18 protein-coding genes and 2 pseudogenes are annotated in these 23,089 nt (G+C 58.9%); 8 read left to right on the forward strand and 12 right to left on the reverse strand.

Translation table 11 applies throughout. The annotated features are described in order from the left end of the window. Positions 1-2 precede the first annotated feature (2 nt). The 8 genes from sctR to HCN50_RS28490 all read right to left on the reverse strand — a co-directional run bounded on the left by sctR (position 3) and on the right by HCN50_RS28490 (position 6,263). Complete coding sequence (gene sctR, locus HCN50_RS28455; RefSeq protein WP_171713197.1) at positions 3-668, reverse strand: type III secretion system export apparatus subunit SctR; 666 nt, start codon at positions 666-668, stop codon at positions 3-5. Continuing rightward, positions 661-1,716: a type III secretion system cytoplasmic ring protein SctQ gene (gene sctQ, locus HCN50_RS28460; RefSeq protein WP_171713198.1), complete on the reverse strand. Its 1,056-nt coding sequence runs from the start codon at positions 1,714-1,716 to the stop codon at positions 661-663. The genes sctR and sctQ overlap by 8 nt, the downstream gene beginning before the upstream one ends. A 63-nt stretch (positions 1,717-1,779) precedes the next feature. Continuing rightward, positions 1,780-2,310 carry a YscO family type III secretion system apparatus protein gene (locus HCN50_RS28465; protein ID WP_171713199.1) on the reverse strand — a complete coding sequence of 177 codons (531 nt, stop codon included), beginning with the start codon at positions 2,308-2,310 and terminating at the stop codon, positions 1,780-1,782. Beyond that, the gene (gene sctN, locus HCN50_RS28470) at positions 2,286-3,635 is read right to left on the reverse strand and encodes a type III secretion system ATPase SctN (RefSeq protein WP_311968236.1); all 1,350 of its coding nucleotides are present in this window, start codon (positions 3,633-3,635) and stop codon (positions 2,286-2,288) included. The genes HCN50_RS28465 and sctN overlap by 25 nt, the downstream gene beginning before the upstream one ends. Beyond that, a complete protein-coding gene (gene sctL, locus HCN50_RS28475) occupies positions 3,632-4,255 on the reverse strand; it encodes a type III secretion system stator protein SctL (RefSeq protein WP_171713200.1) in 624 nt (207 codons plus the stop codon). Before sctL ends, sctN begins: the two co-directional genes overlap by 4 nt. Then, positions 4,245-4,883 carry a nodulation protein NolU gene (locus tag HCN50_RS28480; protein WP_171713201.1) on the reverse strand — a complete coding sequence of 213 codons (639 nt, stop codon included), beginning with the start codon at positions 4,881-4,883 and terminating at the stop codon, positions 4,245-4,247. Before HCN50_RS28480 ends, sctL begins: the two co-directional genes overlap by 11 nt. Positions 4,884-4,893: 10 nt before the next feature. Further along, on the reverse strand, positions 4,894-5,745 hold the full coding sequence (sctJ, locus tag HCN50_RS28485; protein ID WP_171713295.1) for a type III secretion system inner membrane ring lipoprotein SctJ: 852 nt from the start codon (positions 5,743-5,745) through the stop codon (positions 4,894-4,896). A 20-nt stretch (positions 5,746-5,765) separates the two neighbouring features. Beyond that, complete coding sequence (locus HCN50_RS28490) at positions 5,766-6,263, reverse strand: nodulation protein NolB (RefSeq protein WP_171713202.1); 498 nt, start codon at positions 6,261-6,263, stop codon at positions 5,766-5,768. Between the two features lie 201 nt (positions 6,264-6,464). Between HCN50_RS28490 and HCN50_RS28495 the strand changes: the two are divergent. Continuing rightward, positions 6,465-7,006, forward strand: a pseudogene (locus tag HCN50_RS28495) (nodulation protein NolW); the annotation flags it as partial. A 495-nt stretch (positions 7,007-7,501) separates the two neighbouring features. On the opposite strand, the gene HCN50_RS28500 reads toward HCN50_RS28495, so the two are convergent. After that, the gene (locus HCN50_RS28500) at positions 7,502-10,378 is read right to left on the reverse strand and encodes a hypothetical protein (RefSeq protein ID WP_171713203.1); all 2,877 of its coding nucleotides are present in this window, start codon (positions 10,376-10,378) and stop codon (positions 7,502-7,504) included. Positions 10,379-11,446: 1,068 nt separating this feature from the next. Between HCN50_RS28500 and HCN50_RS28510 the strand changes: the two genes are divergently transcribed. Beyond that, on the forward strand, positions 11,447-12,145 hold the full coding sequence (locus HCN50_RS28510; RefSeq protein WP_171713204.1) for a secretin N-terminal domain-containing protein: 699 nt from the start codon (positions 11,447-11,449) through the stop codon (positions 12,143-12,145). A gap of 328 nt (positions 12,146-12,473) precedes the next feature. Continuing rightward, on the forward strand, positions 12,474-13,202 hold the full coding sequence (locus tag HCN50_RS28515) for a hypothetical protein (RefSeq protein WP_171713205.1): 729 nt from the start codon (positions 12,474-12,476) through the stop codon (positions 13,200-13,202). Between the two features lie 679 nt (positions 13,203-13,881). Here HCN50_RS28515 and HCN50_RS28520 read toward each other — a convergent pair. Beyond that, on the reverse strand, positions 13,882-15,306 hold the full coding sequence (locus HCN50_RS28520; RefSeq protein ID WP_311968237.1) for a M16 family metallopeptidase: 1,425 nt from the start codon (positions 15,304-15,306) through the stop codon (positions 13,882-13,884). Next, positions 15,303-16,618, reverse strand: a pseudogene (locus HCN50_RS28525) (M16 family metallopeptidase). Before HCN50_RS28525 ends, HCN50_RS28520 begins: the two are co-directional and overlap by 4 nt. An 840-nt stretch (positions 16,619-17,458) precedes the next feature. On the opposite strand from HCN50_RS28525, the gene HCN50_RS28530 reads away from it, so the two are divergent. Further along, entirely contained in the window at positions 17,459-17,662 is a 204-nt protein-coding gene (locus HCN50_RS28530; RefSeq protein ID WP_171713207.1) for a hypothetical protein, read from the forward strand. 716 nt (positions 17,663-18,378) lie between these two features. Here HCN50_RS28530 and HCN50_RS28535 read toward each other — a convergent pair. Next, complete coding sequence (locus tag HCN50_RS28535) at positions 18,379-19,809, reverse strand: DUF1521 domain-containing protein (RefSeq protein WP_171713208.1); 1,431 nt, start codon at positions 19,807-19,809, stop codon at positions 18,379-18,381. 1,001 nt (positions 19,810-20,810) lie between these two features. Here HCN50_RS28535 and HCN50_RS28540 point away from each other — a divergent pair. From HCN50_RS28540 to HCN50_RS28555, 4 genes are all read left to right on the forward strand, one after another. Next, on the forward strand, positions 20,811-21,098 hold the full coding sequence (locus HCN50_RS28540; RefSeq protein ID WP_171583024.1) for a hypothetical protein: 288 nt from the start codon (positions 20,811-20,813) through the stop codon (positions 21,096-21,098). Between the two features lie 53 nt (positions 21,099-21,151). Further along, positions 21,152-21,358, forward strand: coding sequence for a hypothetical protein (locus HCN50_RS28545; RefSeq protein WP_028350678.1), 207 nt, complete (start codon positions 21,152-21,154; stop codon positions 21,356-21,358). A 120-nt stretch (positions 21,359-21,478) separates the two neighbouring features. Next, positions 21,479-22,366: a SctD/MshK family protein gene (locus HCN50_RS28550; protein ID WP_171713209.1), complete on the forward strand. Its 888-nt coding sequence runs from the start codon at positions 21,479-21,481 to the stop codon at positions 22,364-22,366. 29 nt (positions 22,367-22,395) lie between these two features. Continuing rightward, on the forward strand, positions 22,396-22,923 hold the full coding sequence (locus HCN50_RS28555) for a hypothetical protein (RefSeq protein ID WP_171713210.1): 528 nt from the start codon (positions 22,396-22,398) through the stop codon (positions 22,921-22,923). The last annotated feature ends 166 nt before the right edge of the window (positions 22,924-23,089 follow it).

Below are 23,089 nucleotides of genomic sequence, written 5' to 3' on the forward strand. Positions count from 1 at the left end.
GGTCAGCCTCCCGGTGTTGTGTAACTGAGCACCAGTCCGTGCATAAGTCGCGACCAGCCGTCGATTGAGACGAATAGAAACAGCTTAAACGGCACGGATATCACTGTTGGCGAAACCATCGACATACCCATGGCCATCAAGATGGTGGTTACAATCAGATCGATGGTGATAAAGGGCAGATAGAGAAGAAAACCAATTTCGAAGCCGCGCTTGAGTTCTGAAATTAGAAAAGACGGCACCAGAATGACCAGGTCCTCGGCGCTCACGTTGCCGCGCATGTCCTCGGGCCAGACCTGTTCGGTTGAAGCCAAGAAGAACCGGCGCTGCTCCTCAGCGGTGAACTTCTTCAGATGATCGCGCAGCGGCTCCTGCCCTTCCTTTGCGGCCCTCAGCCAATCATCGATCGTTTGGTAACGTAGTTGTGGCGCAGAAATGCGATTATAGGTCTGTTCAATCACTGGCGCGCTAATGAAAACGGTCAGGATCAGTGCCGCGCCATATAGAACTAGGTTTGGTGGGATAGATTGAGTCCCGAGCGCGTTGCGAACGAGGAAGAGCACGACGGATACTTTTATGAACGCTGTGCTTGTTACAACTACGAACGCCAGCAGGCCAAGGCCGGCTGTGAGCGCAAGAAGACCAAGAATTCCCGGTTGAATGTCAGTCATTGACGGCCAACTTGCCCCGCAACCGGACGCCGAGCTCGCCGCCGATGCTTACGATGTCCCCGCGGCCTATGCGGCGGCCGTTGGCAAGGATATCAACCGGGCCGTCGAGCGGCCGGCCAAGTTCGAACACATGTCCCTCGTTGATATCCCTCAAGGCTCCGAGTGCGACAGTCCAGCGACCGCATTCGAAAACAAGAGTAATCTCGATGTTGTCGAGATCACTTTCGGAGGGAGGTCGGGGTTTTTCGGATTGGGTCATCATATGTGCACACTCCAGGGGATGTGGTTGGAAGCGGAATGCCCCCTGTACGATCAAGCGATCCTCTGCAACCTGTGCCGGAGCCCATAAGGTTCCCGTATTGAGGATGGCTTGGCCACGGGCGACGGGTATTACGTCCGGCAATAGAGCGTCTCCTGCATTTGCTGTCCGTAGCAACGCGACTGTCGCACGGAGCGAGCCGATCTCTCCCTTAACGATGACAGGCAATTCTGAGGGAAGCTGGCGATCCTCTCGCGGCAGCTGCCTGAGCAGTCCGCCTAACGCCCGAAACGCGGGTGGAACTGAACCATCGAGAGAAGAGAACAGGAACAGGCGCGCTTTGCCCTTGAATGGGCCGTAGGTGATTTCGAGCTCCAGATAAGGACCTCGAGCCGTCGCTTCGCTCAAACAGATCAGCTGCAACTTCTGTTGCGTCAGACCCTCTAGTTGATTGAGCAACGGATCGAGTGCAAATTCGACGAGGAGCGAACGAGTGGGCTCGGCAGGTAGGCCAAGCCCACTTTGCACCGTCGCGATCAGCCCTTCTACAACCGGACGGGCCAAGGATAAGATGATTGTTTCATGTCCAACGGCCCAAACGCAGTCGAGCATCGATACCGCACACGGCTCCGCCTCCCAGACAAGCCGTTCCATCCGCACGGATAGCGGCTTATCACTTAGACGGCTTTGCAGAGGCTTGCGGGCAGCAGCGATCTCGTTGAGCCAAGAGACGACCGCAGGGGACAGGGTTACCGCCGGTTTAAATCCCGATTGTTCATCCGTAGCCATGGTCACAGGCGCGTCTACAAGACAAGGCGCTTTCCCTAGCATAAGAGAAGAAGCCATCAGAGTTCAGTCGCTAGCCGTGTGAGTACGCGAACCACTGCCATACCGAAGCAAAACATCATCATCGGCCTCTATCTCGGCTTCCGCCTCTGAATGGGCATCACTCGCGCGCTGAACGTCGCCTTCAATTTGCTGCCATTTCTGACTCGCAGCTGAGCACTTGGTCAAAGTAGTCCTCGCCTCGAAGACCGCCGTCTCGGCCCGCTCTTGAGCGGCGCGCGCTTCCTCAAGCGTTCGGCGTGCTCCTGCGGTCTCAGCTTTAAGCCGTCGGATGACGATGTGACAGCGACGATCGAGCTCTTCGACAGATAGCGAATCAAACGATGCAAGTTCTCGGTAAAGCTCCGCTTCGCGCGCCGCTTGGTTTTTCTCGGCCGTTGCAAGATCCCGGACAGCTTGTTCCACCGCTTGAAGCGCGGTGCGGCGCTGGGCCTCCATGTTGGACACCTCACGAAGGGCGCTCCGCTGTCTCATATCCTTCACTAGCCGCAATTTCGAGGCATGGACACGATTCACGCGGTCAGACGTGACATCCATGTGACCGTCTCCTCAAAGCTTGACGTCTCGTCTCCGCCCTGACGCAGGAATTTCCGCAACTCCTCGATCGAATTGATTGCCCGGTCTGTCAGAGGATCACTGCCTTGCTTATATTCGCCAACCTTCACCAAGAACTCGGCCTCGGCGTAGCGGGAGAGCAGATCACGGAAGAAGGAAGCCGCCTTTCGATGCGATACAGAGACGACCGCATTCATCACGCGGCTGCGGCTTGACAATACGTCAATAGCTGGAAAGTGCTCGCGTGCAGCCAAAAGGCGTGAGAGAACAACGTGGCCATCAAGAATGCCTCGTGATTCTTCGGCGATTGGATCACCCGAGCCGTCGCCTTCGACAAGCACAGTATAGAAGGCCGTGATTGAGCCGCGCTCGCCCATGCCGGCACGCTCCAACAGGCCAGGAAGCATCGCAAAAACCGATGGCGGAAAGCCGCGCCGCGTCGGCGGCTCTCCTGCGGCAAGGCCAATTTCGCGCATGGCACGGCTGAAGCGCGTCAATGAGTCCATCATCAGGACGACGCGAAGTCCTTCATCACGAAAATATTCGGCGAGTGCCGTCGCCATGTAAGCGCATTGCGCTCGCTCCATTGCCGAGCGGTCGGAGGTTTCAACGACAACGACGGTACGGCGAAGCGCTGCCTCACCAAGGTGCTGCTCGATGAATTCCCGCACTTCACGACCGCGCTCACCGATCAACGCGACTATGGTGGCGTCGGCAGCCGCGCCTTTTACAATCTGCGACAGGAGCGTCGACTTACCGCACCCTGGGTCTCCGTAGATGCCGATCCGCTGCCCCTCGCCACATGTCAAAAGCCCATCCAAGACACGGACGCCGAGTGGAAATGTTCGCTCGATACCGCGCCTTGTCATTGGGTTGGGAGCCTTACCACGCAGCGGACGAGTTTGAGCGGCGTTGATTGGACCCTTTCCGTCGATTGGCCGGCCGAAGCTGTCGATCACCCGGCCAAGCAAATCGGGGCCGACCGGTACTTCATGCATTCGTCCTGTCGCGACTACTTCTGCTCGGCTGGATAAGCCCGCCATATCACCAATAGGAGTGAGCAATACCCCATCTTGCGATAGGCCGATGACCTCGGCCTCGAGAGACCATCCGGTGCGGGGATCCTGCAACAGGCAAAGCTCCCCTATACGCGCCTCTGGCAAGACGGCATGGAGCAAGGTGCCGACCGCCCGTGTGATCCGCCCTCGTACAGCACGCGTGTCGATATGCTTTGCTGTAGATTTCAGAGACGATAGCGCAGCGTGCAGATTCCTCTCTCCCGCCGCATGGGTTGCTGATGTGGTCACGGTCCGTCTTCCTTTGAAGGCAAACCCAGGCCAAGGCGTAGAGCTCGGAGCTGCGCTGCAACTCCAATGTCCACATTGCCAAATTCGCTCCACAACACGCACTGCTCTGTCGTTAGAGCCGGATCCGGATCAACCCGCACTTTCGGCCGGCCCTCCTGTCCATCGCACGTAGCGAACTCGCGCGCCAGCGCATCGGCTTTCAGAGGGGAGACATGGAGGCAAATTTCCGCGCTGCCATATTTTTGCTCGATCACATGACGAACGGTCGTCACCAACATCTCGCCTGGATCAAACGCGCCCAGCAGATCGCTCACGATGTCCATGACGAGCTGCGGCAACTCCTGCTCCAGAATGGCTTTTCGCTGCGCAAGTGCGGAAGCAGCCTGCGCAATCAGCCGAGACATTTCCTCGGCGCCGCTCTTGAAGCCGTCCTCACGGCCGCGCGCCCGCTCCCGCCTATAAGCTGTCCGTCCCCAGCCGCGAACACGCTGCAGATGCCGCTCGGCAGCCGCGCGCGCTTCTACGGCATCGCACCAGATTCCGATCTCGGCAGCCGGTATCAAAGGCCCGAGCGGACGTATCTCGGGGGCGACCGGCAGCGCTGGGTCATCAGCTGTCATGCCGTGGCCTCTCCCTCGGCAAATGGGCCATCACCAGGGAAAGCAATGGGCCCGCGGCATTGCGGTGTTCGGCCGCTGGATTTTCGGCAGCAGTACCCGTGGGCAAGCGTAACAGCACGCGCGTGCGATCAAGTGCCGAGGCTTCGTCGAGCCAAGCACCTAGACAGGCATGGCCATCGTGTTCAATCTGTTGCGAAAGTTGCTCCGGATCAGCGGTAGTGGTGATTGCGACCGCGCTGGCCAGGTTCCTGATACCGAAAGCGTGCGCTTCTGCCCCGATACGGTCGAGCAGAATCGCAAGATGCTGCTTTGAGACGAGCTTTACGAGCGAGCGAGCATGCCAGATACTGCCGGCAAGCAAAGCAGCCCTACTCGGATCATCGCCGCGCAAAAGATCATCTCCCCAGTCACGGCGGCTAGAGTCCATTTCATTAGCAAGCAGCATTTCAGCAAGTCTTACCTGCAGTCTTGAGCTTTTCTGCAGCCGCACCAAAGTCGAAGCCGACAGCCGCCCGTCAAGACGGGCAGCAAGGCGGGTCAGATGGGTGGAGGCAGCAAGCTCGCGCAGGCCCTCAGAGTGCGATTCAGACCACGTATCAGAACCGGCGGATGGCAGCGGTATGTGCATTTGCTCACTCCTATGCCTTGTCAGAAGCGATCTTTTTACTGGGAGGCTCGATAACGGGCACGTTCGAACGAATGCCAAATCTGGATCGCGCGCGCGAAGGCTTGGCGCGCTGACGCATAAGAGAGCCCAGGAATATGTAGCAGAGCAGGCCAACGGCAGCGCCGCCTCCCCCGATAGCGGCCGCAAGTACCGGATCTGAAATAGATTTGGTCGACTGAGCGGACGCAACTGGCCGGGCCGGCTGTTCTAGCGGAGCCCGCTCAATCGGCACAAAGACCACCGCCACCTTGTCATAGGATAGGCCCTCGATGCTGTTGGCGACCAGCATCTTGATCTGCGGTAGCAGAACTGGGAGCTTTGCATTGGAGCTATGTCGAATGAACACCGACGCTGAGGACGGCATCGTGTCCTGGCGTAATAGATCATTTTTCGGCAAAACAACGTGGACGCGCGCGGATATGACGCCGTCGATATCGCTAATCGTGCGCGACAATTCTTCGCTCAGAGCATAAACGTAGCGGGCGCGTTCCTCGATCGGCGAGGCAACCAGGCCCGATCCTTTGAACACCTCGCCAAGGCTCTTGAAAGGATGGCGTGGCAACCCTTCGAGATTTAGCAGATCAATCGAAAAGGCCAGCTGCTTTTCCTCGACCTGGATCGTGCTGGTCCCGTCCTTGGCAGTAACACGGACCGCATCGACGCCCTTGCTAAGCAGGATAGCAAGCATCTCATTGGCCTCGCGCTCCTGCACTTTGGTGTAGAGATCGGCCTTACAGCCGATCAAGGGGAGGAGAAGCCATAGAACGGCAAAAACACGCGACCGCCGACCGGATAGGCGGGCACGGCCGTTTTGTCCATAGATGACACAAGACGTCAACGAACTCAGCCCGCCGATAGCAATTTGTTCAAAGATGAGCTGACCGCGCTGGTGCTCTTGGACACAAGCGAAACCTCGACGACGCCCCTGTAAACGTCCCGCAGACCGGCAACCATCGCGTCGAAGTCGAGCCCCCCTTCCGGCTTGCCCGCAGGGTTTGCCCCGACCAGCTGCGAGCGCGAAAGCGGCTGAGCGGCCGGCCCAGGTTGGGCGGTCTTCGAAATCGCGGCCACACCGCCGCTTGCTGCAGAAGGAACGGGATTGCTCCGATACATCGAAGAGAGAGCCTGAAGCACACGCTCGCCGGGCGGGCTCGCCTGTACCGTTGCACGCTGAACCTCTGACACCGCAGGAACGGACGCTGCCCTATCTGCGACTGAGGGGGCAGCGTCTGATGTCGAAGCGACATGAAGAAGAGTTTGTTGAAACTGGCTCTGCTGGCCGATCGCTGCCGGCTGGCAAAGCCCGGACAGACCTTCGGCAGGGTTCAGAGAGATCGGCATAGCGCTTAGCATATTCGAAGGTGTCATTGGTTTGGCGCGGATGAGACACGCCGTTGTTAAGAATTGATGGTCAATACCGTAAAGAGGCCACCTGACCGCAACCTGACGAACACGCGAGCCATGAAGCCGTTAAAGATCACGCTTTCGCTTCCAATTTGGGCGAACTCTTAATACTTGTTCTCAGGATTAAGGGACTTGGGAATGCTAAGCCGACGCACCATCCTGAACATTTTGAACCGAGTTGCGGGCGCAGGAGTTTTCCTTTGCACCGGGGCACTCGCGGCGTTTGGGGCTCAGCTCTCGCTGCCTTCGGCACCTTATAGCTACACGGTTCTGGATCAGGACCTGTCTGCCGCACTGCTGGAATTCGGTAACAACCTCAATATCAGAGTAAACGTCTGCACCGAGGTGAAGGGCCGGATTCGCGGGCGCATGCCGGATTTGCCACCGCGCGAGTTCCTCGACCATTGACCACTCTCTAAAATCTTCAATGATACAATGATGGGCGCGCTTTCCGTATCTGCTGCAATCGAGGCGCAAAGTCGTCTGCTTGTGTTGAAGCCGATCAGCTTCGATGCGTTCAAAGCGGCCCTCGATGCACTCAACATCTCCGACGAGCGCTATGTTGAGAGACCGGCACCGGGAATAGCGGTCCGCCACGCTTCATGGGGCTAGTGGACCAGACGCTCAACGGCCTTGTGGCCGAACGACAGGCGCGGCCACGCTCTCTCACCGCCGAGAAGCCGGTTGGGCACCAGCGTCAGCGGAGAAAAATGCTACGGATTTCCAGCTTGTAGGCTCCCTGTTGTCTCTATCTGAGAGCAAATCAACGGCTTTGCCACTTCTGCGGCCTAACGTTCCTGAACAAAGAAAAGATCCGGTCCTCGTAGCATTTCGAGGCAATATCGATCAGCTGCTCAATGCCGTGAGACTGCCGAGAGTACCTCCTTCGAGAGCTAGGGGCGCTGGCGGAGTTCATGTCTAGTACCGTCCGGGCGTTCCCTATTCGCTGGCAGGTCAGGCCCCAATCCCGTGCGACTTGCTCGGAGCCAGAAGCATCCGCAGAAGACGCCTCCACGCCCGGCGAGATCATCCCGGAATGGTGGCGAAATCATCTCGCAGGCCGCAGCGCGTCGGTACACGCGCGGGAGATCGTCGGAATTCGCAGTTTCGCTGCCATGGGATGTTTGGGCGCATCGAAACGAAGAACTCGGGGACTCCCAGCGCAAGCGCGTTCTTCAGTCACTTTGAGGGTGATAGATGAGATAAACGACGTGGCCGGATCCCAAGATCGCGTTACTTTGCCTGCTCCTCAACTCGGCCGTGTAGAGCTCACCGTTTATGGTGAACTCTATCCGCCGGTTCTGCGGGGTCGGAAGTAGGTTCCACGTGTTCAGTATGTACAACGTGCCGCTGTGCGAGACCTCTCGGCCCCGCCCTTGATTGTCCCAGCGGCTGTGGTTCCAATCGTCGCCGAGAAAAGGTCCGATATCCGCTAACTCCGCTCGGCAGCGATAGGCCCCTGATGATCCGGGAGACGACGAGCCGGCGCCCCGCACCGGCTGAGCATGGTCACTCAACTCGGATCGTGTGATTGGATTGAGATCAACCAGTGATTCAACACTGCCATAAACGTCTGAGGGAGCGCTGGCTGACGACGATGACGCAGGCTCCTGGAGCGGCTGACGGGATCTTTGGACTTCACTCATCTGGCTAGCGCGCGGGTGATGGATGAGTTGAACGTCGCTGCGTCCTCCCGGTCCCAACGTGGCCGAGTAAAGCTGACGCTCGATGGTGAACTGTGTTGGGCCGAACTGATTCGGCAAGAGACCGACGTTACCGAGTATGTCGATCAGGGCGTCCGAGGCAGGTTGGGAACGGTGGCTCCAGTTGTCGACCATATGTCCGATTTCCGCTAGCTCTTGAGGGGGCAATGATGGCCCGATGAACGACGGTGGTCTGGCGATACCACGCGCCGGCGCAGAGTGCGCATCGTCACGCAACTCAGACACTGTGGGCGCATTCGGATCAGGCACTGGCTCAAGGCCGCCGTAGATATTTGACGGCGCAGCCCTGGCAGACGACGATGGCTCGGGTTGTTGCACCTGTTCCCTAAGCCAGTCCCAATAGCTGGGCTGCGAGCCACGGTACGGCGTGGACGATGTCGGAGTGGGTTCTTGCATCTGCTCTCTGAACCAATCCCAAGCTCCCGTGCTCGGGGTAGCCGGCGTTGTCGGAAGCTCCTGATACGAACTGGGCTGCAGGCCACGGTGTGGTGTGGACGATGGAGTGGGTTCTTGCATCACTTCCGTAAACAAATCCCACGCTCCCGCGCTCGGGGTGGCTGGCGTTGCCGGAAGCTCCTGATACGAGCTGGGCTGCAGGCCAGGGTGTGGTGTGGACGATGGAGTGGGTTCTTGCATCTGCTCTCTGAACCAATCCCAAGCTCCCGTGCTCGGGGTAGCCGGCGTTGCCGGAAGCTCCTGATACGAGCTGGGCTGCAGGCCACGGTGTGGTGTGGACGATGGAGTGGGTTCTTGCATCACTTCCGTAAACAAATCCCACGCTCCCGCGCTCGGGGTGGCTGGCGTTGCCGGAAGCTCCTGATACGAGCTGGGCTGCAAGCCACGGTGTGGTGCGGACGATGACGGAGCTGGTTCTTGCATCACTTCCCTAAACCAATCCCACGCTCCCTCGCTCGGGGTAGCGGGCGTTGCCGCAAGCTCCTGAAGCGAGCTCGGCTGCGGAGCGCCTTGGCCGGCGAGCGAGCCCGCTTGTTCCGGTGGACCCAACCCCAGCGCTCGGTTCGCCTCGACAGCTTGTTGATATTGCCGGAGCCTTGGCAACGCCGTCCTGAGAAGATTGCGCAAGCGAACGTCATCGCCCGCAAACTCGTCGGCCTCGGCACGTAAAGCCTCTAGATTCTCAACTCGACCGGTGATTGAGGCCTTCTGTGTCGCCTGAAGCCAGGCGCTGAACTGGCGAAGTGCCCACAGGTTCACGCCGATTTTCGGGGCCACCTCGTTGAATTCGAGAAAAAGCGCCTCGTCATCCGCGCTGGGGGAAACTTCCTGAGGCGGGAACGGCTGCGGCGCGTTGGCGCGTTGTCGGTAGTCCTGAAGAAGATTCCACGCGCGTGGAAACTCTCTAAGATACGAGCCCTTCCCAGAGTTAATATAGCGGTCTCGCTCCTCGGGGCCAGCCTGAGTAATGCTCACCCCGCGCTTGTTGAGCCACCTACCGAAGCTGTTAAGAGCCCTACGGTACTCCTGCATGGTTACCGCCGCAAAGCCGCGCTTAACGCCATCGTCACACGCAGCGTTGATGAGCGCCTCGTCCTCGGGGACAAGAGCCTCGACCCGCGGGCCGCCCCGCGGCAACGTCATCACCGACGCTCCGACTGCGGTGACGGGAGCCTCAACCGGCCGGCCGCCCCGAGTCAACGTTGTCACCGGCGCTCCGACTGTGAATTGCTCGAGCCTTGTCAACGCTGCCTCGATACGAGCGGCCAAGCGAACATCATTGGCCGCAAACTCGTTCCCCTCGGCACGCAATGCCTGAAGATTCTCTAGTTGGCTGCTGATTGGTGGCTTCTGCTTCGCCTGACGCCAGGCGCTGAAGTTGCGCAGTACCTCTAGATCCCTTCGGATCGTGCGATCGCTTGGTCCGCTTTTCTTGGCTTCCTCGCGGATTGTGCCATCGCTGGCTCGGCTTTTCTTTGATGCCTCGCGGAATCTAGAAAAAAGCTCCTCGTCCGGGCCATCGTTCTCGCGGCTTCGCTTGGACGGCACTTCAGTCGAACGGCCGAAGGGAGTATGGGATATGTCTACGCTTTGGCGCGTGCTGCTGAATGAGTGGCCCTGAATGGGCGCCACCTGCATCGAATCGCCGACATCAGTGCGCCGAATCGCTTCACCTCCGTCTGCGGTTTGCCCATCAGGCGAACCCGCTTCTGCGGAGCTCTCATAAAACGCACTGTGTTGCAGCTCGCTCAGCTGCTGCTCAAACCTCGCTTGCTGGCTCGTATTGCCCGGTTCTTGCTCCTGCTGCTGCAGCGTGGCGTTGTACGCCTGAAACTCACCAGGGCTGAATGGGTTGATGTTGTTGCGGTCCACTCTAATCGTCCTTGAGAATGTCGATTGTGCGCAAATCCGCCAGCTCAGCTCGGACGTGTGCACGGCTCAAGGCGAGGGAGGTTTCAACAGCAAATCTCGTTGTCCAATCGAAAACAGCAACAACAAGAAATTGGCGCAGCTGCAAGCCGCGATCCTCCGATTACATCGAGCCCATCCGACTACACGGAGAACCGCGCGCAGCCACGTTCATTGCATTTGCGCTCGCTAGGCGGCCTCGCCCTCGAGAATCCGGTTCTCATTTTAGGATGGTTAGCTTTCTAGAAGCTGACGAGTTCTCAGGATGATTTAATTGTGTGGTTCTGCTTCGTCTGTACTGAAGAGCGGTGACAGCGAAAGGCATAACGGTTTACGACGAGCCAATCCTACTCGACGATGGACCAATGCGCGATTATCTCGCCTGGCGACATATCTATGACGGGAGCTCGCTTCACCGATCAAGCTCCGTCACCAATGGGAGCACCAAGGAAGTGTCACGTCCTTGGACGCACCATCGGCGCATCTTTAGCGCGCCGATGCTGATGGCGGCTTTGGACAAAACTGGCTGGTGTCACTCGGTCCGAACCATCCCAGGCGAGCACACTGCCGACAGATGGACCTGTATTGCTCCGATATATTGCAGAGAGAGTGTGTGTCTGGAGGACGCGCTCGCCCACCGTACGCGCCTGTGTTATTGCATGGTGAACTTCCGATACCGGCGGAATCAATGCCGATCTATCTACGACTGAGGAGGCAGCGTCTTGAATCGAAGCGAGGCCACCTGAACAAAAGTCTACTCAAACTGGCTCTGCTCGCCGATAATTGCCGGCTGACAGAGCCCGGAAACAGACCTTCGGTAGGATTCAGAGAGATCGGCGTAGCGCCTAACATGATCGATGGTGTCGTTGGTATGGCGCCGATGAGATAAGAATTGATGGTCAGCACCGTAAAGAGACCAGCTGACCGTAAGCTGACGAACACGCGAGCCATGAGGCCATTTTAAGGATCACGTTTTGGCTTCCAATTTGGGCGAAGCCTTAATACTTGTTCTCAGGCCGAAGGGACTTGGGAATGCTAAGCCGACGCACGATCCTGAAGATTTTGAACCCAGTTGCGAGCGCAGGAGTTTTCCTTTCCACCGGGGCACTCGCGGCCTTTGGGGCTCAGCTTTCGCTGCCTTCGGCACCTTATAACTACACGGTTCTGGATCAGGACCTGTCTGCCGCACTGCTGGAATTCGGTAACAACCTCAGTATCAGAGTAAGCGTCAGCGCCGAAGTGAAGGGTCGGATTCGCGGGCGCATGCCAGATCTGCCACCGCGCGAGTTCCTCGACCGTTTGACCAATCTCTACAATCTTCAATGGTACTACGACGGGCTCGTGCTGTATGTAACTGCTGCAAGCGAGGCGCAAAGTCGTCTGCTTGTGTTGAAGCCGATCAGCTTCGATGCATTCAAAGCGGCCCTCGATGCACTCAACATCTCCGACGAGCGCTATCTTGTGAGACCGGCACCAGGGGATGGCCTCGTCCTGGTTTCTGGTCCACCACGTTTCGTCGCGCTCTTGGACCAGACGCTCAACGGCCTTGTAGCGGAGGCGCAGACGCGGCCGCACGCTGCCGTCGAAAAGCAGTCGCGGGAATCGGTCGTGAAGTTATTTCGTGGCTCCTCAACCACGGTCGTTCGCGACGGACGACCGGAAGCCCCCTATTCTTCCGACGCGCCGCATCAGGACAGCATCGTGCGCGAGCCTGCGGCAGGCCAGAGATGAAATTGAAAATGCGCGGCAGCTTTCGGCGGAAGTCAGTGCCGTCACCATTGGCCCGTTGCGAATCCTTTGACGCTCGTCAGCTTCTCGAAAGCTCACTCTCTTAGCATGAGAGAGCGGATGTCTAGACGGCGATGCCGCCTACCCATCGTAATGGAGATGCACGTCGGGCACCCGATGCTCGGAATACGGCAAGCGTGGCTGGCGCCATTTTTTGCCGGCAGCTTGGAGGCTGCACTCCCACGAGCCTTCGAAACGGTTCTCTGCAGGTCGCAATGCAAATGGCCTTCGTCGAGCTAGGCTCGAGCCGAACTTTCAAAGGAGGAACAGGATGGATTTCAACTCAATTAGCCCAACGAACACGAGCCCGCAGCCCGATTCACCATCACTGCCCGCGGACGCAGCGGGCTTTGAGCACCAGCTGAGCGAGTTCGAAGTTAGCGCTCCGCCACCTGCTGCGGAGTCTCCCGTGCAGCATGGCGAAGCCTACTCGCCATATCTGGACGCCTGGCATCCCTATGCGCGATACTTGGAGTCGGGGCATTCCGACCCATCACTGTTGGATTGGGACGATGATCTATATGTGCCGGCTGCGCCCTCCCCCGGGCCATTGGTGGCCGACAGGGAAAGCTCTCCGCAGCCCGGCTCGCAGCAACCGATTGCTCAAGCCATCGCCGAACTCCCCGAGTTCGATCCCGAGCTGTTTTGGCAGAATGTGGAAGCCGGGCCATCGCAGGCTGGACCTTCGCAAGCTGGACCATCGCAAGCCGGGCCGTCGCGAGCCGGGCCGTCCTCGTCCGCTGGGGCTGCGCTGTTGGAACTCACAGATTTCATTCCAGAAAACGAACGTATCATAGCCGACCACTGGGTCTTCTTTCCCCATATGGCCTCGGATGCGCAGATCAACATATTAAGGAGGGCGGGACTCTTGCCTGCCAATACCTCCCAGACCACAACTTTCACCATGCTGGGTATGCCCCACACAGCCGAATTGCGACAAGACGGGTTTGTTCATGTCAAACCGTCGCTCGACGCAGGCCCTTGGCCTGGACAGTCATAGGCATTCCATGGCCCAGCCCGCGGCAGGGGGCATAGTCGTCCCGCTAGCGGACCTTCGGGACGTCGCCGACGGCAGGAGCATTTGGCGACCGTCCTTTCGAACGGCGTCGACTATCTTGGCTATCTTAGGCTCCCGCCAAGATGATCGACCCAATCAATCGATTATGCATCCTTTCAGAGAATTGGTCAGGCAATGGCGGCGCAAGGGAATACGAAGAGTGCACACGACCTGGCTGCAGGATCCGTGCCCCCGTCACTGTATCGTCTCAGCCGTGCGAAGCTTAGAGCGACGAGCGAGCATCTTCATTCTAAATGTATGGAGCCTGCAGGCCTGCAGGAACGTGCCCATCGTTCCATGCTGTGCTTTTCCCCCGAAGCTTAGATGGCGGCTCGAATTTAACCGACCATGCCGGCGTGAGCACTTGCTCGACGCTCGCGCCGAGTGTGGCACTGAGACGACCATAGTCGAGATGGTGACCCCGTGTGGCGCACCATCAAATTCGTTGCTATGGACATCGCCGCGACCCAACCGTGCCTTGAAACAAGCCCTTCCGGCTCCGACAGTGCCCGTGGGACCTTTACGGCCGGGGCCGAGATATCGCATTGACGGCACCGCTTGCCAAGCTGTCGCGGCCCCAAAAAAGAGGTCAAGTCGCATATCACCTCACGAATATACAACGTTAATTGGGTGTCGTCGGCGTTGCGGCTGATGGCGCGGTGCCTGGTTGTACTGCCGCTGGCCGCGGCTTCGTGGCCGATGGCGCGGTGATCGACTGAGCTGCGGCCAGTGGGGAGCGGCCGACGATGACGGTGAGCAGATCCTGCCCCCACAGCCGCTGCGCCGCCTTCCCGGCATCCTGCAGCGTCACTGCATCGACGAGCGCGCTGTACCTCTCGATATAGTCGATCGGCAGCTTATCGAGCTGATACTGCAGCAGTGCCCGCGCAAGGTTTGATGAGCTATCGAGCGCCAGCATCTGCGAGCCCTTCAGGTACGACTTGGCGTCATCGAGTTCCTGCTGGGTCGGGCCTTCCTCGGCCATGCGGCGGACCTGCTTCTGGACCTCCTCGACCGTCGCGCTGGCGCGATCGGCCCGGGTGCCGGTATTGCCGACAAACACGGCGGAATGATCCATCCACAAGAGCGCCTCATGCACGGAATAGGCTAGCCCGCGCTTCTCGCGGACTTCTCGGAACAGCCGCGACGACAGCCCGCCACCACCGAGGATATGATTGACGACATAGGCGGCCATGAAATCCGGCTCGCTGCGGCGGACGCCAGCACCGCCGAACGTTACGACCGTTTGCGGCACGTCTAGCGGAATGAAGACGCACTGCGGCGCTTTGGCCGCGATCACATCGGCTACCTCTGTCAACTCCGCCTTGGCCGGCAGGCTACCAAACGTCTTGTCGAGCAGTCTGCCAAGCGTCTCTTGATCGACGTCACCCACTACCGCAATCTTGAGCGTGTCCTTGGCGACCACGCGGCGGACATAGTCCTTCAAATCGGCGACGTCGATTTTCGGCACGCTCTTGAGGGTGCCTCCGGCCTGGCGGGCATATGGATGATCGCCGAAAGCGACTTCGAGGAATTTGCGATTGGCGAGCGTTGAAGGATGGACGGAGCCGCGCCGAAGGTTCGCGAGCACCGCAGCACGGATCCGTTCAACATCGAGCGCATCGAAATGCGGCGAGGTCAGCGCCATCCGCAGCAAATCGAAAGCCTCGTCCTTGTTGTCCTTAAGCGTCCGCAAAGAGCCGCGGAACTGGTCGCGCCTCGAGGTAAAGCTCAGCTTAATGGCGCGGCGGTCGAGCCGCTCGTGAAAGGCCTCGAAGTCGAGATCGCCGGCCCCTTCATCGAGCAGGCTCGCAACCATATGGCCGACGCCCGGCTTGTCTGTGGGGTCCTGGGTCGCTCCGCCGCGGAAGGCATATTCCATCGCGATCAGCGGAACGGTGGCACCCTGCACGACCCAGGCTTCGATACCGCCGGGCGACACCAGGCGCTGAATCCTGGTCGCGGCAAGCGATGGTGCAGAGCCGAGCGTGGCTATCGCGAGCGAAGCCCCACCGAGGACGGCACGGCGTGTGAAGGAATAGGTCACGGGCGCTTCTCCTCGCATTTGGGCGCAGACTCCTTGATGAGATAGCCCGTTACCGAACGTTTCTTGTCGAGCCATTGCTGCGCGGCCTTGCGCACCTGCTCGGCCGTGACGGCGCGAATGCGGTCGGGCCACCTTCCGATATCCTCAACGCTGAGCCCAGTCGTGAGCCCCCCGCCATACAGGACCGCAAGCATGACCTGATCATCCTGGGCGTAAATCGCTTGCGCAATCAGCTTGGTCTTGACGCGCTCGAGATCCTCGGCGCGCGCGAGATTTTGTGCGAGGTCGGCGATCACCTCGTCGATCGCGTTCTCGATCTCGGCAAAGTGGACGCCGGGTTTCGGCGTGGCCGAAATCACGAATTGCGAGGGATCGAGCGAGGTGCTCTGGTAGCTCGCGCCAGTGCTGATGGCGAGCTGCTTGTCGATCACCAGCACACGATAGAGATAGGAATTGGTGCCGCCGCCCATCACTTGCGCGAGCACGTTGAGCGCAGGGCTCTCGCCTACGGGCGCTGTGGAAGCCGATGGCACGAGATAGTAGCGGCGCCAGGTGGGCTGCTCGATGCGTGGATCGGAGAGCGTCACGGTGCGGGGTGCCTCGGGCGTCGGCTCCTGTGGCCGCACGCGCTTCGCTGGGATCGCGAGCTGCGCTGGAATATCGCCAAAATTCTTTTCCACCATCAGGCGGATTTCCTTTGGATCGACGTCGCCGGCGATGATCAGGATCGCGTTGTTCGGCGCGTAAAAGCGCTTATAAAACGCGAGCGCGTCCTCGCGGTCGAGCTTTTCGATCTCCTGGCGCCAGCCGAGATTGGGGCGGCCGTAGGGGTGGTTGAGGTAAAGCGCCGCCCTGATCTGCTCAGTGAACCGCCTGTCGGGATTGTTGGCGACGCTCTTATTGAATTCTTCGAGCACAACGTCGCGTTCGGACAGCACGTTCTCATCTTGGAGAACGAGACCGGTCATCCGGTCGGCCTCAAATTCCATCATCTTCGTCAGCTGGTCGCGCGGTACACGTTGGTAATAGCTGGTGTAGTCCGTCGAGGTGAAGGCGTTCTCGTCGCCGCCGACGCGCTGCACGATCTTGGAGAATTCGCCGGGCGGATGCTTGGCTGTGCCTTGAACATCAAGTGTTCGAAGAAATGCGCAAGCCCCGACTTGCCCGGCGCCTCATCGGCGGAGCCGACCTTATACCATATCATCTGCGTGACGACCGGCGTACGATGATCAGGGATCACCACCACCTGTAGGCCGTTCTGAAGCGTGAAGGTTGCTGGTCGTTCCGAGGTGACTGTGATCTGGGTAAGCACGCTCCGTTCTTCAGGAACGTCCCAGAAGCTAGGATTGCTGCTATTATCCTTTTTGTATTCGACCGCCAGCGCGGTGGGCGTCGTCAAGGCCATTGCAACAGTGGCCGTGCCTAGCACCTTGGTTGTCAATGAACTCCAATTCTTCATGGCATCGCCTTCGGTCGCATAGAGATTGGCATTCTGCAGCGGCCGATCCCGACAAAGCAGAGAGCCGCACGCCGTTGGCAAACAAGGGAGCAAAAGCCGGGCCAATCGCCTGATGCTTCCGCGCACAGGGCGCTGCGCGGCCAGCTGGACGCGAAACGAAGCGCGTCGCCTACCTTCTGTTCGAAAGCTAAAGCCGCATTTGTTTGGTATCTGCCAACATGTTGCGAACGCGACGTTGTGCACGAAACGCACGACAACTCGCCGCCTCGCGTTTGCGTAGATCCTGCGACGCCACATACCGCAGGCCCGATCTCGCGCCAGAGGCACTGCTCCACCATTTCGCGGCCGCAGCTGGCGCCCGCCGGGAAACATCTAAAGCCTGTCGCGGCGCCACCAAGTCAGAGGCCCCTTCCTGGCGGCCACTGCCGAGAGCTGCTGCCCTGCAGGAGCTTTTCTAATGAACACGCCTTTCGGATTGCCGCCGCGCTAGCGTCCACCGAGACCATCTTGCCAGCCGCGACACTCTTCCTCGACCAGCACTAGCTTTCCTTCGGCAGACCACCAACGCCGCACCTGACGGAACATCGATGCGGCCTCCAATGGCTTATCATGAACGCCCTGAGCCTCGTCAGGTTCTCGAAAGCTAACGTTGCTAAGATGAGAGGGTGGTTATCTATAGGCGGTGTTACGAACATGAACGCAGGTGCACCCAATATCGGAGCAGCAGGAGGCAATAACGGCGCGGACGGAACCGAGGGGGCCGATGAGGCCAACTCGCAGGGCATGCAACAACGCAAAGCTTTCGAAATGGCTCTTGGCATGCTCGCAATGCAAATTGTCAGCGACGCGCAAGCCGATCTAGACTCTGCCATGGACGACACAGAAGAGGATGTTTGATTCGGCCCTATCGAGTCAGAAGCAACGAGCGCAAATGCACATCCATGCAACGATGAGCAAAGAGGACGGAGTGGAGCTTCTCAGCAGCCGGAGGATTCGCACCTCAATGGTGCCTGGTCGCTCAGACAGGTTGCGGTAAGCTTGGCATGACAACTTAGGCTCCTCTCGCTTTGGGCTACTCCGGTCATCCGTATCTTGGTAGTCCAAGACGTCCGGCTCACATATCGAACGGACTCGCGTTGCTTCAGGCAATCGCCGTCGCAAGGTCTCTTATAGGATTGAGAGACCAAACAGGGTCTTCCTGTCCTCGCGCGCTGTTAGCGGCTGGTGACGCGCCTAACGAGGCGGCGCGTCGCTCTTGGCCGCAAATACGATGAATCGCGCATTGCTGCCGCTTGGTATTCGCCGCGCACCGGGCGCCGAGGCGCGTCCCCTCTTGTCAATCGACCTTACAAGGAACTACTGGCAGAACCCTGCGCAATGTCGACTTGAGGTTGGGTCAGCTCTCGCTCCTCGAGATGGCCCCCACTCATCCAGTCGTGCCTTCGTTGCAGACTGTTACCGGCAGAGAAATGCCAATCAAATCATCGAAAGCGTAAGAGCGCGGATAATGCATGGGCACCCCAAGGGAGGTGCTTCCCTGCGCGCGTTGAGGAGCATGGGAAAGCGGGCGACAGCGCCCGCTCCCCATTCTTTGAATGGCGCTCAGATCGGCCTCACCCGGCGGCCTGCTCATTGGCGTCAATGCTCGCCTGATTGACCTGCCATCCGGATCTATCGACCCACCCTTGACCTTGCTCATATATCGTCTGTGCACCATCCGACGTCAGCTGATCGAGGGTTTGGCCAGCATTGGACTGCGTCACCTTCAGATTGTTGGCACCATCTTTGTCGTCCCCGAGCCCCTCGACAACCATGGCGTTGTCGCCATTCGTGATGGTGAGCTTGGACGAAATGGTCTTGCCCTTGCCGTAGTCGACCGTATCCACGGTAATCTTGGTGCCATCATCGAGTTGCAGGGTCATGCCTTTCTTGAAATCAAAGTCGTCCTTGCCGTCTCCATTAGCATCGACATGAGGATCGCCATGAATCTTCGAGACATGGCCGGTTTCGTTGTTGCGAACGGTCCAGGTGCCGTCCTTCTCGTCGGCAGTGATTGTATACTTGTTGCCAAGGTGAATGGTTGCCTTGCCGTCATGGACCTCATGCGACCACACCGGACTAGCTTTCGGTGGCGGGCTCTGGTTAACCGCAACTGGGGTCATCGACACAGGCGGGGGAGGAGGAACGAAAACTGGAGTATAGTAGTAGTACGATGGAGTAGCGAGCGGCTGAGGAGTGTACTGGGACTGAGAGCCGGCGCCCGGAGCGCGCCCCTCTTCACCAGCATCGATACTCGCCTGATCCACCTCGCGCCCGGCGCCGTCCACCCAACCCTGACCTTGCTCGTGGATCGTCTGTGAACCATCTGATGTCAGCGCATCGAGAGTGAGGCCAGCGTTTGACTGCGTCACCTTAAGATTGTTGGCACCATCCTTATCGTCACCGAGCCCCTCGACAACCATGGCGTTGCTGCCATTTGTGATGGTGAGCTTCGATGAGATGCTCTTGCCGTTGCCATAGTCAGCCGTATCGACGGTGATCTTCGTGCCATCGTCGAGCTGCAGGGTCATCCCTTTCTTGAAATCAAAGTCGTCCTTCCCGTCCCCATCAGCATCGAAGTGAGGATCGCCATGGATCTTCGTGACGTGGCCGGTTTCGTTGTTGCGTACAGTCCAGGTGCCGTCCTTCTCGTCCGCCGTAATTGTGTACTTATCGCCAAGGTGGATCGTGGCCTTGCCGTCATGGACCTCATTCGTCCACACCGGATCAATTGCGGACGACGGGCTTTGGTTCTGGGGGACCGACGCGAACTGGGGAGGCGGCGGCGGGGCGAGAAGGGTTGGAGCAACGTAGGCTGGACTGAGTACGGCGGGAGCGACAACGACCGGACTATTTACCGGCAGGTACTGGTAGGCCCCCACCGGGACACCGGCAGCGCCGGCGTACTGCCCCAGCGCGACGTTGAACATTGGAACGGCGGGCACGCCGTCAGGCACGAGCCCTATCGCCGGATTGGAACCGCCCACCACGGGAAGATACGGCATTTTCATTCACTCCTATTGCATTGAAGGAAGCGACAGACTGCGAGGACCACCCGCACAATCAACTTGGCACGTTGCGCCGAGGCCCTTCAAAACCAATCCCAGGTCACGGCCAGCAGCAGGCGCTCTCGCGTTTCTGGTTGCAGGTGACAATAGCCTTGATCGGCGGACCACTTCTCCCCCTTGCCCCTCGGGAATCGGGACTCTCACGTCGAGCGTATCCAAGTCGCAGGAAATGTATCTGGAGTACCTGTCGAAAAGCTGACGATAGGATAATTGCCACCAGCACATCAGTCGTCGTGTCACCTGAATGTTGAGAGCATGTGATCACGACGAACCGCTCCTTATGACGGGCGTCGCAACAACGACATCTTTGGACGCGCGGCCGGCGAGCGACCACGCTCTCTGAAGGACGCCGGTCGAGCCTCTCGCGTGAATGCTCAAGACGGTCTTCAGGTGCCGTGGAGGGCCATAATCGGAACAGACATCTGTTCGAAATTCGTTTTGCTTCTTGTTGCGAGGCCTCGCACTTGCACACGTCGCCTTTTGTTCGCCCGATTGCGCGCTGGGCGTTACACCGTCCGCTTGCGTACTTTTGACTAATAAATATCGGCGTACGCCGCGGCCGGCGATATCTCGAGAACTTGTCCACGGCGTTACGACGCACCAGGCGATCCAGCCTGCAGTCATCTGCTCAGGAGGCATGCTCCTTCAGCCCGACACCTGGCACAGCTCCACTGTCGCGGCGCGCTCCAGCACTACTAGGAGCACTTGACCTTTGAGATGCAAAACCTGCGCAGTTGCGTGCGCGCCAACGTCGGCCAAAATGCCGAGAGTACCGACACATTGTTCGGCGAGAGAAAAATCGGGCCCCCTCGACTCATTCCCCGGCCTTTGTGGTACTCGTCAGCTTCTCGAAAGGTAATCCTCCTAGGATCACAGTGCTGACCTCTAGGCGATGAGTCGTCTATTGAGCGTAGTAGAGATGAACACAGGAGAATGCGATGATTGGAGAAATGATCGGAAGCGCGGCTGGTGGATACCTCGGTGGGCCGCAGGGAGCGGCGATTGGTTCCGCTGTTGGTGGGGTACTCGACCAAGCCTTCGAGAAGGTTATTCACAAATTGGAGCCTGAGAAGGCTGATGCTGACAAGGTCGCCAAGGATAATGGCCCTGCCGCAGGAAAGACGCCGCAGTGTAGCCACGGCAACGGCGAATTGACGCTCTTGAATGGCGCGCCGGGCGCGCATGTAATGATTTCATTTCCTGCCGTCGTTACCCCAGCTGGTTAGGCGTGAAGCAGGTCATCAGTACCACTAACTTCCAAACAGAAAGGTGAGTCGATATGGTTTCCCCCGTTGGCGGTTCCCCCGCCGCATCCGAAGTCGCGACGAATCAGCAAACCGGTGCTACGGGTGCTGGCGATTTCGCCGCGCAGCTCGCCGAGCTCGAGCGTGTCAGCAAGCAAGCTCAGGCCAACAGCATCGTGATGCGCAGAATTACGACCGAGCTCTCGTCCGAAAAGAAGGTTGCCGACGAGCGCGTGAGTTAGCGCTGCAAGAGGGGCTCGCGGCCGCTCTTTTCGTGTGCTGGATGCTCTCTACAGCCTAACGAATTCGGAACCAGCCGTACGGCAACGCCGTACGGCTTCTCGTTGTTCAGGAGACTCTCCGTGAATGAACCCGCCTCCGTTCATTTCGAAGTGCTATCAGGGCTCTATTCTGGGGTGACCGGTGAAGCGCCCGTCGGAACGAGCCTTATCGGAAGTGGCCTCGATGCCGATATCGTCTTCATCGAACAGGGGCTCGAGCCCAATCACTTCCGTCTCACGCCCCTGCACGATTCGATGGAGATCGAGGCCCTAGCAGCCGGAGTCAGTATAGAAGGAAACGGAGATATTGCCGTAGGCAAACGGATTGTTATTTCTCTTCCTGCCGTCGTTCATGCGGGAATGATGTCCATTCGCTGCACACAGGATTCGGGACAAGGATCAATCGGCCTGTTGCGTGTCTCGATAATAGCAGCCGCCTTGGTCTTGCTGAGCTCCGTCGGGATCGCCACTCTTGCAATCAGCTTCCTCTTCGACGGCAGTGCCGGTGCACTGAGCCCCGATGCGCCCCCTGTTGCCGCACTTCCACCCAAGCTGACGCTCAATGGTCCTGATGATCGCCCTCTCCATGCGGCCGCCGAACAACTGCAAGAGGAGGTTTACAAAGCGGGACTTCTCAACATCAAAATCGGTCCTGGGCCAGGCGTGGTCAGCGCCGAGGGCACAGTGACACCTGCGACAATCAGTAAATGGCAGGAGGTTCAGCAATGGTTCGATCAGCACACAAACGGGTCGCTGACACTCGTAAATGGAGTGACCGTGAAGGAGGATAAGCCGCCCTCCTCAATTGCTGTCCAGGCGGTGTGGCGCGGAGCCCACCCTTATCTTCTTATTGGTGGGCAAAAGTACTTCGTGGGCGCGCTGTTGAACGATGGATGGACGGTTGATCGAATCGAAGCGGGACGCGTACTGCTCAGCCGGAATGGACGGCTTGCTGCTCTCCCCTATTAGAGCTCCACCGCCGAGGAAAGGAGATCGTCATGACCAAGTTGCCCCCGCATCCTGTCGGACTTGGCACCTCTTCGCAAAGGCTCAACACCCACGACCATGAGCCAGCGAACAAGCCGGCCGTCCTTCAAGTCCATAATTTAGAGATCCATGGCACCGATGGCGATGGCGCGAAGAGGCACGGGTCGGTTTGGCCGGATACTGAGGCACCGGATCTGCCAATCGAGGCCGCGCTTGACGTCAACGATATCGATGCCGTCTCGCGTGTCAGTCTCAACGACAGGCGCGTACGGATAGCTGAGCTCGATCCCCGTGCAGCACTCGCTTCACTTTATGGCCGCAATCTCGCAACTGGCCTGCTCTCCTTCGTGACACCACGCCTGCGTGATCCGGACGTGCTGCGAGCAGAGAAGCATGGTGTTCTTCTCGAGCGCTTGGCCGGAAGGCTACAGGCCGGACGGGAAGATTCGGCGGTGCGTGACGGGATCGACGCGCTGCAGCAAGAGCTCCGGCGGCTTCTCCTGCTTCGGCAAAACCAGAACAGCTTGATCAAGGGCTAGCATGATAGACTCCCTCGGAGCGCAGTTCGCCAGTCCACCGCCGCCGGCCGATGCTTCCAAAACCGGCGATGTGTTACCAATTTCTGGGCAGGAGCGCGATTTGGTCTGCGCAATATCCTTCGTCCACCTTGCGTGTGGACAGAGCGCACGAGCTCTCGCTCTTTTG

The sequence above is a fragment of the Bradyrhizobium archetypum genome (assembly GCF_013114835.1).
In the GTDB taxonomy this organism is placed as follows: domain Bacteria; phylum Pseudomonadota; class Alphaproteobacteria; order Rhizobiales; family Xanthobacteraceae; genus Bradyrhizobium; species Bradyrhizobium archetypum.

Coding starts and splice junctions, on each gene's coding strand:
- sctR (WP_171713197.1), bottom strand. CDS start 668: ATGACTGACATTCAACCGGGAATTCTTGGTCTTCTTGCGCTCACAGCC.
- sctQ (WP_171713198.1), bottom strand. CDS start 1,716: ATGGCTACGGATGAACAATCGGGATTTAAACCGGCGGTAACCCTGTCC.
- HCN50_RS28465 (WP_171713199.1), bottom strand. CDS start 2,310: ATGGATGTCACGTCTGACCGCGTGAATCGTGTCCATGCCTCGAAATTG.
- sctL (WP_171713200.1), bottom strand. CDS start 4,255: ATGACAGCTGATGACCCAGCGCTGCCGGTCGCCCCCGAGATACGTCCG.
- HCN50_RS28480 (WP_171713201.1), bottom strand. CDS start 4,883: ATGCACATACCGCTGCCATCCGCCGGTTCTGATACGTGGTCTGAATCG.
- HCN50_RS28490 (WP_171713202.1), bottom strand. CDS start 6,263: ATGCCGATCTCTCTGAACCCTGCCGAAGGTCTGTCCGGGCTTTGCCAG.
- HCN50_RS28510 (WP_171713204.1), top strand. CDS start 11,447: ATGCTAAGCCGACGCACGATCCTGAAGATTTTGAACCCAGTTGCGAGC.
- HCN50_RS28515 (WP_171713205.1), top strand. CDS start 12,474: ATGGATTTCAACTCAATTAGCCCAACGAACACGAGCCCGCAGCCCGAT.
- HCN50_RS28530 (WP_171713207.1), top strand. CDS start 17,459: ATGAACGCAGGTGCACCCAATATCGGAGCAGCAGGAGGCAATAACGGC.
- HCN50_RS28535 (WP_171713208.1), bottom strand. CDS start 19,809: ATGCCGTATCTTCCCGTGGTGGGCGGTTCCAATCCGGCGATAGGGCTC.
- HCN50_RS28540 (WP_171583024.1), top strand. CDS start 20,811: ATGATTGGAGAAATGATCGGAAGCGCGGCTGGTGGATACCTCGGTGGG.
- HCN50_RS28545 (WP_028350678.1), top strand. CDS start 21,152: ATGGTTTCCCCCGTTGGCGGTTCCCCCGCCGCATCCGAAGTCGCGACG.
- HCN50_RS28555 (WP_171713210.1), top strand. CDS start 22,396: ATGACCAAGTTGCCCCCGCATCCTGTCGGACTTGGCACCTCTTCGCAA.